Genomic DNA, 12,311 nt, shown 5'->3' on the forward strand with positions numbered 1-12,311 from the left:
TCCTAGAACACGCCCAAGTTTTTGATAACTTTTACGGCACCTCTAAAGAGTGGGTAGAAGCCACATTGGCCAGCGGCATGGATGTCATACTTGAAATTGACTGGCAAGGCGCACAGCAAATTCGCAAATTATTACCGGCTACGGTAGGAATATTTATTCTTCCGCCATCACAGGCCACCTTGCGCCAACGCCTCACAAACCGCGGGCAAGATGAGCAAGCAATTATCGATCGCCGCATGCGCGATGCCAAAAATGAAATCGAACACTACGTCGAGAGCGATTACCTCATTATTAATGATGATTTCGCTGTCGCGCTGGCCGAATTCAAAGCCATTATTACGGCTGAACGGCTAAAACTCGATAAGCAGCAAAATAGGCATCAAACGTTACTAACAAGCCTATTGTCCTAACGCCCACATTTCCGTAGAATTGCGTCCCCTTTTGTCTCACTTAGTGCGCACTGTAAGCTTGCATGGCCTACCATGTATTACAAAAACCGCAGCATATCTGAGCAAACACGCTATTAGCTACAACACAGTTAGCTATAGCGTAACGGGCCGGCAAGCCTAAACGCTTGCCAATACGCTGTAAATCATGCACATTTAAGACGCTTTAACCCAGGAAAACACCATGGCTCGTATCACTGTAGAAGATTGCTTAGATCACGTAGAGAACCGCTTTGAACTAGTCGTTGTGGGCAGCAAGCGCGCACGTCAACTGGCTGTTGGCGGCAAGGACCCTTTGGTTCCAGAAGAAAACGACAAGCCAACCGTTATTGCATTACGCGAAATTGAGCTAGGTCTTATCGACGTTAGCATACTCGCAGAGCCAGACCCTGAAATTCAACCCATGATGAAGCCCGAGCTAAACCTCGAAATGCCATCACACGAGTAACACCTGCCGGAGGACACACTTGCTCACCATTGATTCCCTTAGTCACAGACTGTCCTCCTATTTAGAGCCCGATCAAATTCGGGCTGTTAAACGCGCCTATTATTACGCCGAACAAGCCCACACCGGCCAATACCGCCGCAGTGGCGAACCGTACATTACCCACCCCTTGGCCGTTGCCAACATTCTTGCATCCATGCATATGGGCTACCAAAGCCTTATCGCAGCCATGCTGCACGATGTTATTGAAGATACCGGCATTGGCAAAAAAGCTATTGGTGAACAGTTTGGCGAACCCATTGCCGATCTCGTCGATGGCGTGAGTAAGCTCGCCAAAATCGAATACGAATCCCAAGCCGAAAAACAAGCCAAAAACTTTCAGAAAATGGCGATGGCGATGGCGCATGACTTACGCGTTATTGTCGTCAAACTTGCCGATCGCCTGCACAACATGCGTACATTGGGCTCACTGGCGCCGGCCAAAAAGCGCCGCATAGCCAAAGAAACCTTAGAAATTTACGCCCCCATAGCCCACCGCTTGGGTATGAACGACTTACGCATTGAATACGAAGACCGCTGCTTTACCGCCATGTACCCGTTGCGCGCATCGCGATTACAAGCCGCACTCAAACATGTGCGCGGCAACCGTAAAGCGCTCGTCGAAAATATTCAGGATGCCATTGAAAACCGCCTGCAGCGCGAAGGGATTCCTGCGTTGGTTATTGGCCGCGAAAAGCACCTGTACAGCATTTACAACAAAATGCGTGCAAAGAAAAAGTCTTTTAAAGAAATCATGGACGTCTATGCTTTTCGCGTGATCGTTGAAGACATCGACACCTGCTATCGCGCGCTCGGCGCCGCGCACAATCTTTACAAGCCCATGGCCAGCGAATTTAAAGATTATATCGCCATCCCAAAGATTAACGGCTATCAAAGCCTGCACACCATTCTTATCGGTATGCATGGCGTACCGATTGAAGTACAAATTCGCACCAAAGAAATGGATGAGCTCGCCAGCCGAGGCATCGCAGCCCACTGGCTATACAAATCCGTTAACGGCAAGGATCACGGAGAAGAATCACAAGCCCGTGTAGATCGCTGGATTCAACGTATTTTAGAAATTCAGCAGCATGCAGGCAACTCGCTCGAGTTTATTGAAAACGTCAAAATTGATCTATTCCGCGATGAGGTTTACGTATTTACCCCCAAAGGCGCGATTGTTGAGCTACCCGCAGGCGCGACTCCTGTCGATTTCGCCTACAGCGTACACACCGATATTGGCAACGCCTGCGTCGCCTGTCGTATTAACGACCGCCCAGCGCCACTTTCGCAACCTTTGCAAAGCGGGCAGAAAATCAAGATAGTGACCTCTGATTCCTCGCAGCCCAACCCCAACTGGCTCAACTTTGTCGTTACCGCTAAGGCGCGCACAGCCATTAGGCACTACTTAAAAACCCAGCATCACATGGAATCGGTAGAACTTGGCCGCCGCATGCTAGCCCGCGCACTGGCCAATAACGATTTATCCCTGGATGCGCTGGCAATAGACCAGTTCCAGTACGTACTGGACCTCAACAAATTACAGACCCGCGATGATCTTTACGAGCAAATTGGGCAAGGAAAAATTGCCGCCATCTCCGTCGTTAAAGGCTTACACCCCAACGCCGACCACGACCACAGCTCGACCCCTATCACCATAGAATCACCTGACGGCTTATTAATTAGCTTCGCCCGCTGCTGCCGCCCCATTCCTGGCGATCAGATTCTTGGGCACTTCAGCACAGGCAAGGGCATTGTTGTGCACCGCGAGACTTGTAAAAATATTGGCGACTTGCGCAGCAAAGGCGAAAACATCAACCCCATCAATTGGTCTGAACAAGTTACCGGTGAGTACTACACCGAAATACGCGTTGAAGTGAATTCTGAGCGCGGCATTATTGCTTCTTTAGCCACTAGAATTGCAGAGACACGCACCAATATCGAAGGTATTCAAGTGGCTGAGCGCGATGCAGAACATAGCGTAATCACACTGACTATTGCCGTTAAAAACCGAAAACACATGGCCGATGTTATGCGCCGCGTGCGCACAATGCGCTCGGTAAGCTCGGTCCATCGCGGTAAGAATTAACCCTCGCACGAGCATTACCTCCTTCCATTAATGATTACCGCTCAGCAGCGGCATTCGCTGCTGAGCTTACATTGGCACAAGAGACGGCAATAAGCCGACACCCAAAAAGGAAACATCATGACCAACAAGGCTATTATCTCAACCGAGCAAGCGCCAAGCGCTATTGGTACCTATTCACAAGCTGTTAAAGTCAACAACACCGTGTACTTATCCGGTCAAATACCTTTAATTCCAGAGACCATGACCATGGTCGAAGGTGACTTCGCCGCTGAAGCCCACCAGGTTTTTAAGAACTTAAAAGCCGTTTGTGAAGCCAGCAATGGTAGCTTGGCCGATATCGTTAAGCTCAACATTTATCTCACAGACCTCAACAACTTCGCCATTGTGAATGAAGTCATGGCAGAATATTTTAGCGCCCCCTACCCCGCGCGTGCCGCCATTGGCATCAACCAATTACCCAAAGGCGCACAGATTGAAGCCGACGGCATTTTAGTTATTTAAGCAACCTCTAATTGCGAATAAAATTGAACAAACCCGGGCTGATCAAAAAGCGTACGCGCCGCTTCAGCCCTTGAAAAACCTAGCGCTCAGAGACTTATCCACAGAAAACTATCGCATTCATTGAAGCCAATTGTGTATGAAAAAAATGATCTTGCCGCAACTCTTCATCTATGACCTTGATGGCACCTTGATCGATAGCGTGCCCAATATCAGCAAAGCCATTAACCTCGCCTTGCAGGAAGCTTTTTCTATCCAAGCTCCAATAGGCGAGGTCCGAACATGGGTTGGTAATGGGAGCTTGAAACTGGCGGCACGCGCACTGAGCTTTGCACAAGATCCCTCAGATAATAGCCCCGCAAGCGAAAGGGCGCTCGCGGCCCTGCACCACCGCTTTTTACATTACTACGGCCAAAACATTAATAGCCCCAACCCTGTTTTCGAGGGTGTCCATGAACTGTTAAAGCTAATCCACAAAACAGGTACGCCCCAAGCAGTTGCAACCAACAAGCCGCAACAATTTGTGCCTTCGCTTTTAAAGAACGAAGGCCTAGCGCCGTATATATCAGCCATCGTGGGTGGCAACAGCCTGCCCGAGCGAAAACCACACCCCTTGCCTCTCGAATATCTGTGCCGCCGCTTTCACTGCCAACCCAGTCAGGCCGTCATGATTGGCGATAGCGCATCGGACGCCATCAGCGCAAAAAATGCAGGTATTCCATGCTGGCTTGTAGAGCAAGGCTACTCGCAAGGTGTCGATTTGCAGCAACTTGGCGCGCAAGAAGTTTTTAAGGACATGCAAAAATTGTTAGGCTATACACAGGAACTTATTCATAAGCGCTAACGCTATACTACTGGAGCCACACATGAGCGTATCAACGCACGCCCTACCTCACGCACTGATCATAAGCCTTCTAGGCGCCAGCGTGATTAGCGAAGCGCAAAGCAGTATGAGCTACCTATGTACTCTCGACGGCGACACCCGCATTATTGCCGTTGAATACAGCACCACCGAGCCCGCCCCTTGCGCTGTAACCTACCTCAAAGACAATGAAAAACAAACGCTCTGGCAAGCAACAACTAGCCATGGATACTGTGAACAGCAAGCCCAAGTATTCTTAGAAAAGCAGCGCAGCTGGGGCTGGAATTGCCAAAGCGAAAACATTATTGCCGCCGAGTAGTTCAGGCGGCACTCGCGCCGGAGTAAAAGGGATAATGAATCACATTGGCATGGACAGCCGAAAAAGTAGCCATAAAAAACTCACTCAGCACTTTGTCGCCAACAATGGTGTGTGATGTCGCGTAAATAACGGAAAGCCCGGGATTGAGCTCGTCATCCACCCCAAATATTTATGACGTTAATAGTGTTGTTACCTGTTGCACACCGATCTGCGATATTCGTCGAATAAAATCGTCTAACGGGGAGTCTCAGGAGCGCCACGTTATCAAAACGCCAATAGAGCTTGGCGATATGAGCTGGCCAATAGAAATTACCTTAACCAATCGCTCGGACATGAGCTATTTGATGCTTTTTGGCAGAGAAGGTATGAGCGACCGCATATTGGTCGACCCATCACAGACCTTTCTCCTATCAACCTTATCCGAATAAGGTTAGAAGAAATCCTATATCATTGTTATAAGCCGCAACACTCACTTAAGGGCCGAGGAAAAAATACTTTACCCAATAATACTTGCCCCCCAGCTTCCTCAGCAGCGTTGCTCAAAGCGTTACATACCCCAGTATGCGCCCCTTCGAGCGCCTTGCTGAGAAAACAGGCGCCCTCGTCTAATTGGACAAACTATTATTGCCCCGCCCCTAACGTTGCGGCTTATATGTAATGTTCACTTAGCACTACGGTTTATATGCAATATTAATATAGCCGGTAAGCTTCCTAATGCCATTCCCCCTCACACCCTCCGCGCTTTCGTCTAGAGTTTATTGATGAACCAATAACTTATGCTGAGCTTGTATGAATCGCGTGCTAATAATCGATGACGATCGCTTTATCCAGAACATTCTGCACCGATGTCTCAGCAAAAATTATGACACACGCACCGCCGACAATGGCCCAATGGGCATTAAAGTCGCAAACAGCTGGTCACCGGACATTATCTTGCTTGACGTAGAAATGCCAGGTCAAAACGGTTATGAAGTTTGCGATCAGCTTAAGCGCCAAGAGGCAACTTGCAACATTCCTGTGGTATTTTTGTCGGGGAAAAGCTCGGTTAGAGAGCGCATGCTGGGCTTTGAAGTAGGAGCCGACGACTACCTGATTAAACCGTGCGAGCCCGAGTTTCTACAAAAAAAACTGGCCAAAATCACCGACGCCTACCAAAAAAGAGCAACGCTTGTACATTCAGCCCAGCAAGCCGAAGAAACCGCCATGGAGGCGATGAGCACAAGCTTCGAGCTAGGCAAAGCCGTTCGCTTTGTTGAGCAATCCTATAGCGTATGCAGTTACGACGAATTAGCCCAGACCCTTACCACGGTGGTCAATGATTTAGGCTTAAGTTGCGCACTCATGTTTACCTGTTCTGACGGCAATCGGTTTTACGGGGACCAGCAGCACCTAATAAGCCCCATTGAAGAAGATTTACTGCTGATGATGCATAACAACGAACAGCGCTTTATTGACTTCGGCTGTCGCACCCTCATTAATTACCCACTAGTCGCATTACTGATCAAAAACATGCCATTAGAAGACCGAGCGCGCTACGGTAGAATTAAAGACACGCTGCCTTTTTTACTTGGCGCCGGTGATGCCAAGGTCCGCGTCCTCGATGCTGAAAGCGCACTCAAAACACAAAGTAAGAACCTAGCCCGCAGTGCCGAAAGCATCGAAAGCGTACTCAGTCAAATTGCTGCAACAGTAACGAAAAACCAAACAAATGTTAGCAGCATTATGCTGACCCTAACGACAGAGCTCAGCACACAGTTACACAAAATGGGACTAGAGGGTGACCAAGAAGACTACGTGCTCACTCAAATTGATATCGCGGCTAATCGTTTATTCGAAGAAGCCAATAGCGTGAGTTCTGTCGAACACACGCTGAGTACCACGGTGAAAATGCTTCAATTATTTAGCGCAGAACAAACCCGCATTATTGAAGAGAATCTATCTTCGGCGAGCAAGGTAGCCGCCGAAGTCATTCAAGATGTTGAGTTGTTTTAAGGGACGAGGAAACAATATTTCATCCACTAATGCTCGATCTCGACATCCTTACCTTCGTTGCTCAAAGCGTTACATGCCAAGGCATGCGCCCCTTTAAGCGCCTCGATAAGAAAGCCGATATCTTCGCCTAATTTGACAAACTATTATTGCCTCGTCCCTAAGGGGCAGAAACTTGCTCTTCCTGTGCTTCACCCTCAGCCCGTAATCGCGCAGTACGAATACGCACTTTTTTCGTATCGGCCAACATCAAAACTTGTAACAACTCTTGAAACGCTTGAATCGGTGCAGAACCAAAATCGACAAAAAACACCTGCCGATTGACTTTTTTCTGTGGGAAAGTCACCGAATGAATGCGGCCGCCAATGCCATGGTTATCGACTTCACGCTTATTCTGCGGGTCCAACCAACGAATAGCCCAGTGCTCTAATTGAGACTTTTGCATATTGAGGCCCGTGCATTCGAACTCCACATTGTTCCAAGCCATTGGCTCTAGGCGTACTTTTAACTTCTTTTGCCAGGTGATGCTTTGCGGCTCAAAAGAAATGTGGGTATCCGGATTAAAATTAGCAACTTGGGGCGGCTGTGGTGCTTGATCAACCAAATCGAAACGGCGCCAGCGAAAAATCTCTGGCACGCCCTCAACGCCATTCACGCTGGCTAGCGCTTCGACTTCGGTTTGCGCATGGGCGCCTTTGAACGATGCAATAGCATCCAAATAAATATTCAAATAGTGGTTACGAATATTAGTGGTGTAACGCTGAAGGTTTTGCATCGCGGTTCCCCCCTCAAAAGAGATTTAGCTTATGTTGTGGCGTTTAACTACGCCTTATAAACCGAGTACCATAAGGCCATCGGCAATTTGTTGTTGTAAATCATTTTGCCACTTGGGCTTTTGTTGCTCAATCACGGCCTGCAATAAGGGCTGTACAGGTAATTGATAACCGTCGCAGTCGGCCGAAACCGGCGGCACGACGACATTAATAACGGTACTGACCTGCAATGGCTTTTTCTTGAGGTCAACCGTCAACACAATAGCCGCTGGCGCTGTAAACTCGGCGCGACATGACGCCTTAATTTGCAGTACAACAATATTGGTATCTACATTACCAGACAACACCGTATGCAGTGGAAAAGTCACGGTGATGGTTTTTTCATCGCTCGTTAACTTAGCCTGCCCGGCTTTAGAAATTTTAAGGGAGCGTTTGCCGCCAAGCCAAGGTACCCCTTTTTCTTCGTACAATATTTTAGGCACATAGGTATCCAATACCAAGCCCAACAAGCGTGCCGCCGCCGTATCTTCGGCAGCCAATGGCTTTTTAACCACCGGAGCTTTCACAGCAGTAGGCTGACCTGACAGCGCAACAACCGGCACAGAAGACGTGTTAGCGCTCGCTACCACAGGCGCAGCCAATACCGCTATCGTACAAAAGGAAAAGAGGTACTTGCGCATAGTGACTACTCGTTGAAACCAAAGGCTTGCGCCAAGGCTTCAATAAAACTCTTCATCTCAAGCGTCATTACCGCGAATTCAGTATCGAATTCCTCGGCCGCCGTTTCTGGGTGCGAGTCTGAAGCCTTATCTTTAATTTCGTCACCAAAGCGCAACCGCTTAATGGCGAGGTCATCTTCGATAACACCAGTGACAATATCTTTCCAGTTAAAAGCGAGTTTATTCACGACCATGCCAGTATGAATATGACTCAATACCTCATCAGCCGTTAAATCTTGCTTCTTACAACGAACAACACGCTCATCTTTAGCCGCTTTCAGCTCGCACTCTTCACCTAACTCGAAACCGCTTTCGGGGTGTTCGAGCAACCAGCGAGTAAGGACTTGCGGCACGGGCGTTTTGGTCGACACGGGAATGCAGGGCAAGGAGCCTAGCGCTTCGCGCAAAGCCGAAAGCAGTTCTTCTGCACGTGCAGCAGAGCCAGCATTCACCACAACATAGCTTTGCCGAGGTGCGATATAGGCAAAGTCGACCGAGTTTTTAACAAAGGCTTTTGGCAGCAATTCAAAGATCAATTCATCCTTCATGCCGTCGCGTTCTTTGCGGCTAACTCGCCGACCCTCTTCCTCGCTAATAAGCTGTACTTTTTCCTCTAGAGCCTCACGAATAACGCCACCGGGCAGTATCTTTTCCTGCCGTTTGAGTGCAACCATGATGTAATCAGGAATCGCGTGTACAAGAAGATCCGAGTGACGCCCAAGCGGTGGCACGAAGCCTTGCCGCTTGAGATCCAGCTTGCCGCACGGATTAAAAACATGACCGCTTAACTTTTCATTAAGATCTTCTGGTGAAGTTTTAAAGGCTTCCGTTAAACGGTATAAACGCAGGTTTTTAAACCACATAATTGGTTATGCCACGATATCAAGAAGTTCAACTTCAAAAACCAAAGCCGCGTATGGCCCGATAGCACCACCAGCACCACGCTCACCGTAAGCAAGGTTGTGCGGAATGAATAAACGCCACTTTGAACCAGTAGGCATCAATTGAAGCGCTTCAGTCCAACCAGCAATAACACCGTCAACACGGAATTCTGCAGGCTCGCCACGATCAACTGAGCTATCAAACACAGAACCGCTAGTCAGGGTGCCGTGGTAGTGCGTACGCACGGTTGAAGTTTTAGAAGGCTTGTCACCAGCACCTTCGGTGATCACTTGGTACTGCAGGCCAGACTCAAGTACGGTAATGCCGTCTTTTTTAGCATTTTCAGCTAAAAAGGCTTCGCCTTCAGCGGCTTGCTCTTTAGATTGCTCAGCGCGCTCAGCTTGAATGCGGCCGCTAATTTCCTTAAACGCTACGTCAAGGTCTTCACGTGCTACGGCAAAATCGCTACCTTCGAAAGCGTCTTTTAAGCCAGCGGATACAGAAGCGATGTCCATACCATCAAATGGGTTCGCCAATAATTGGTCGCCCAGTTGACGACCAATGCCGTAACTTACTTTCTTTTCTACTGTTGAATAATCAGACATAACTGCTCCGCTCTTGGTTAATAAATCGTTAATAATCAGGCGGCGCAGTCTAGCACAGGAGTTTACTTCTGGCAGGCACTGCAATAAACCGTGGTGCGATTCTGCAGGCGCTTTTCCGTTAACGCTTTTTTACAACGCGGGCACGGCTTGCCGCCGTGGCCATAAACGTTGAGCTCCTGTGCAAAATAGCCTGGCTTGCCATCCCCGCCGACAAAATCACGCAACGTTGTACCGCCGCGCTCAATAGCATGGGCCAAAATAGTCTTAATGTCGGCCACTAGGCGGGCAGCCTTGGGCCGCGTCAACTTGCCCGCCACTTTAAGCGGGTGGAGCCCAGCAGCAAACAGAGCTTCGTTGGCGTAGATATTCCCCACCCCCACAACAACCTTGGCATCCATAATGAAGCTCTTTAACGGCGTTTTTTTGTTGCGTGCCAAGCCGTAGAGATACTCGCCAGAGAAATTGTCGGATAACGGCTCAGGCCCCAGGTGCGCAATTAGCGAATGCGCATCGAGTGTTGTCGCGTCCTGATGCCAAACAAAGGCACCGAAGCGCCGAGGGTCATTAAAACGTAGCGCAATTCCATGATTAAAAAGTATATCTATATGGTCATGCTTACCCACTGCCGCCGACGGCTCCACTACCCGTAAACTGCCCGACATGCCAAGGTGAACCAGCAAAACACCCGCATCAAAACGCAACACCAAATACTTCGCGCGCCGCGAAACAGCGCGTAAAACACTACCATTAAGAATATCAGCTAAGCGCGTATCAACAGGCCAACGCAAACGGCCATTGCGAACAACAACACCGGAAACAGCCTCCCCTTCTACATGCGGGCGAATTCCACGGCATGTCGTCTCAACCTCTGGTAACTCTGGCATAGACCCTCTTTATTTTCATATTTCCCGAAGCCCTAACGAAAAAAACCCAGCGCTAGGCTGGGTTTTAGAAGACAAAGCAAGTCAGTTCGACCTACTTAATTTTGCCTTCTTTGTACATCACGTGCTTGCGAACAACAGGATCAAATTTTTTGATCTCCATTTTCTCAGGCATGGTGCGCTTGTTCTTGGTAGTAGTGTAAAAGTGACCGGTACCGGCACTTGAATTCAAACGAATTTTGTCACGCATGATAGATTCCTCTTAGCTGTATTCGAGCAATATATGCCGTAATTAAACTTTTTCGCCGCGAGCGCGAAGTTCAACCAATACTTGGTCGATGCCTTTTTTATCAATAATACGCATACCTTTAGAGGTAAGGCGCAATTTTACAAAACGCTTCTCAGACTCAACCCAAAAACGATGAGAGTGCAAGTTAGGCAAAAAACGACGCTTAGTGTGGTTTTTTGCGTGAGAAACATTGTTACCGGTTACCGGGCGTTTACCCGTAACTTGACATACTTTAGACATTGCTCTGCCTCTTTAATCGTAAAGATCATTAAATCGTAAATATTGTTTTGACTCCCCTTACGCTGAAAACACCATAAAGGAGGCCACAAATGTCGGAGGTACTCTTGTGCTTGCGCTGCAGAATACTTTGGCTCTTCAATTACCCCTGCCAACAAGGCCAGCAGTAGCTAAACTCCAGTTTCGTTCACCGCGTGCGCTTTATATGCCACGCACACACCACAAATTGCGGCGAAGCCTGAACAAAAAACAAGCAAACCCATGGGTTGGCCGAAAAGAGGCGCGTTTTATACCAGAATAGAACCATCCAAGCAAACTTTTTCTCCTTTGGGGGCACTAAATCATGCTGTGCTCACAAAACGAAAACGGCTCGGCTGCGCCTACGATAATATGATCAAGAACACGGATATCGAGTAACCCCAAGGCCTCAGATAACACCCGGGTAATATCTCGATCAGAAGCACTAGGCGTCGCAATTCCCGAGGGATGGTTGTGAGCAAGAATGACTGCGCCAGCATTGAGCGCTAACGCACGCTTGGCAAGCTCCCGAGGATGAACCGTTGCACCATCAAGGGTCCCGCGAAACAAAACTTCAAAATTCAGTAGCTGATGCTGACTATCTAAAAAGAACACCGCAAAAACTTCATGCTCCAAGCTGGATAAACGCGACTTAGCCAAACGCTTAACCAAAGCCACATTATCCAACACACTCAACCCTGACAACTCCTCAGCCGTGTGTCGCGATGCCATTTCAAGCACAGCCTGCAAAAGACAATATTTAGCCTCCCCCAAACCTAGCGCTCGGCAAAACTCTTTTTTAGATGCAGACAACAATGAACGCAAACTACCGAAATGCTGCAATAGCTCTCTCGACAAATCCACCGCGCTTTTACCCGCGACGCCGGTGCGCAGAAAGATAGCCAGAAGTTCCGCATCACTCAGCGCAGAAGCCCCACGCTGCAACAGTTTTTCCCTGGGCCGCTCACCCAAGGGCCAATCCTTGATCGCCATAAATAACATCCTGTTGTTAATATTTTAATGCCTAGTGTGAGGACGTCACATTTCATACCCTAAATGCTCGATTTCGACCCCTTTACCTTCGCCCAAATGGAGAAACTATTGCAGTCTCGCCCCTTAGGGGCGTGCATAAAATAACTTCCTGTTTTTGAATTCCTGGGTGCACGCTTGCCTTCGTTAAAAATATTTGCAATAGCCGGCTATTACGCCATATTTTCGCC

General features: G+C 48.5%; 16 protein-coding genes. 8 read left to right on the top strand and 8 right to left on the bottom strand.

The features are described 5' to 3' along the window. The 8 genes from gmk to AC3A8L_RS14495 all read left to right on the top strand — a co-directional run. On the top strand, positions 1–410 hold a 410-nt coding region (gmk, locus tag AC3A8L_RS14460), incomplete at its 5' end, for a guanylate kinase (RefSeq protein WP_487962978.1). Positions 411–630: 220 nt separating this feature from the next. After that, entirely contained in the window at positions 631–894 is a 264-nt protein-coding gene (gene rpoZ, locus AC3A8L_RS14465; RefSeq protein ID WP_487962979.1) for a DNA-directed RNA polymerase subunit omega, read from the top strand. A gap of 19 nt (positions 895–913) precedes the next feature. Continuing rightward, a complete protein-coding gene (locus AC3A8L_RS14470; RefSeq protein WP_487962980.1) occupies positions 914–3,019 on the top strand; it encodes a RelA/SpoT family protein in 2,106 nt (701 codons plus the stop codon). Positions 3,020–3,136: 117 nt separating this feature from the next. Then, positions 3,137–3,520, top strand: coding sequence for a RidA family protein (locus AC3A8L_RS14475; protein ID WP_487962981.1), 384 nt, complete (start codon positions 3,137–3,139; stop codon positions 3,518–3,520). Positions 3,521–3,656: 136 nt separating this feature from the next. Beyond that, on the top strand, positions 3,657–4,361 hold the full coding sequence (locus tag AC3A8L_RS14480; RefSeq protein WP_487962982.1) for an HAD-IA family hydrolase: 705 nt from the start codon (positions 3,657–3,659) through the stop codon (positions 4,359–4,361). 22 nt (positions 4,362–4,383) lie between these two features. Next, positions 4,384–4,698 carry a hypothetical protein gene (locus tag AC3A8L_RS14485; protein WP_487962983.1) on the top strand — a complete coding sequence of 105 codons (315 nt, stop codon included), beginning with the start codon at positions 4,384–4,386 and terminating at the stop codon, positions 4,696–4,698. A 143-nt stretch (positions 4,699–4,841) separates the two neighbouring features. Then, positions 4,842–5,126, top strand: a complete 285-nt coding sequence (locus AC3A8L_RS14490; RefSeq protein WP_487962984.1) for an ATP-dependent zinc protease family protein — start codon at positions 4,842–4,844, stop codon at positions 5,124–5,126. Between the two features lie 361 nt (positions 5,127–5,487). Further along, positions 5,488–6,690 carry a response regulator gene (locus AC3A8L_RS14495; RefSeq protein WP_487962985.1) on the top strand — a complete coding sequence of 401 codons (1,203 nt, stop codon included), beginning with the start codon at positions 5,488–5,490 and terminating at the stop codon, positions 6,688–6,690. Positions 6,691–6,847: 157 nt separating this feature from the next. Here AC3A8L_RS14495 and AC3A8L_RS14500 read toward each other — a convergent pair whose 3' ends face one another. The 8 genes from AC3A8L_RS14500 to radC form a co-directional block, all read right to left on the bottom strand. Beyond that, entirely contained in the window at positions 6,848–7,462 is a 615-nt protein-coding gene (locus AC3A8L_RS14500; RefSeq protein ID WP_487962986.1) for a hypothetical protein, read from the bottom strand. Positions 7,463–7,516: 54 nt separating this feature from the next. After that, entirely contained in the window at positions 7,517–8,140 is a 624-nt protein-coding gene (locus tag AC3A8L_RS14505) for a hypothetical protein (protein WP_487962987.1), read from the bottom strand. A gap of 5 nt (positions 8,141–8,145) precedes the next feature. Next, positions 8,146–9,042 carry a recombination-associated protein RdgC gene (gene rdgC / locus AC3A8L_RS14510; RefSeq protein WP_487962988.1) on the bottom strand — a complete coding sequence of 299 codons (897 nt, stop codon included), beginning with the start codon at positions 9,040–9,042 and terminating at the stop codon, positions 8,146–8,148. Positions 9,043–9,048: 6 nt separating this feature from the next. Next, complete coding sequence (gene bamJ / locus AC3A8L_RS14515) at positions 9,049–9,666, bottom strand: BamJ family beta-barrel-assembly machinery protein (RefSeq protein ID WP_487962989.1); 618 nt, start codon at positions 9,664–9,666, stop codon at positions 9,049–9,051. Positions 9,667–9,728: 62 nt separating this feature from the next. Further along, positions 9,729–10,550 (bottom strand): bifunctional DNA-formamidopyrimidine glycosylase/DNA-(apurinic or apyrimidinic site) lyase, encoded by an 822-nt coding sequence (gene mutM / locus AC3A8L_RS14520; RefSeq protein ID WP_487962990.1) that lies wholly within the window; start codon positions 10,548–10,550, stop codon positions 9,729–9,731. 91 nt (positions 10,551–10,641) lie between these two features. After that, complete coding sequence (gene rpmG, locus AC3A8L_RS14525) at positions 10,642–10,797, bottom strand: 50S ribosomal protein L33 (RefSeq protein WP_053981642.1); 156 nt, start codon at positions 10,795–10,797, stop codon at positions 10,642–10,644. Positions 10,798–10,839: 42 nt separating this feature from the next. Further along, the gene (gene rpmB / locus AC3A8L_RS14530) at positions 10,840–11,076 is read right to left on the bottom strand and encodes a 50S ribosomal protein L28 (protein WP_487962991.1); all 237 of its coding nucleotides are present in this window, start codon (positions 11,074–11,076) and stop codon (positions 10,840–10,842) included. A gap of 333 nt (positions 11,077–11,409) precedes the next feature. Then, the gene (radC, locus tag AC3A8L_RS14535) at positions 11,410–12,084 is read right to left on the bottom strand and encodes a RadC family protein (protein ID WP_487962992.1); all 675 of its coding nucleotides are present in this window, start codon (positions 12,082–12,084) and stop codon (positions 11,410–11,412) included. Between the last annotated feature and the right edge of the window lie 227 nt (positions 12,085–12,311).

It is taken from the genome of Marinagarivorans sp., assembly GCF_982758155.1.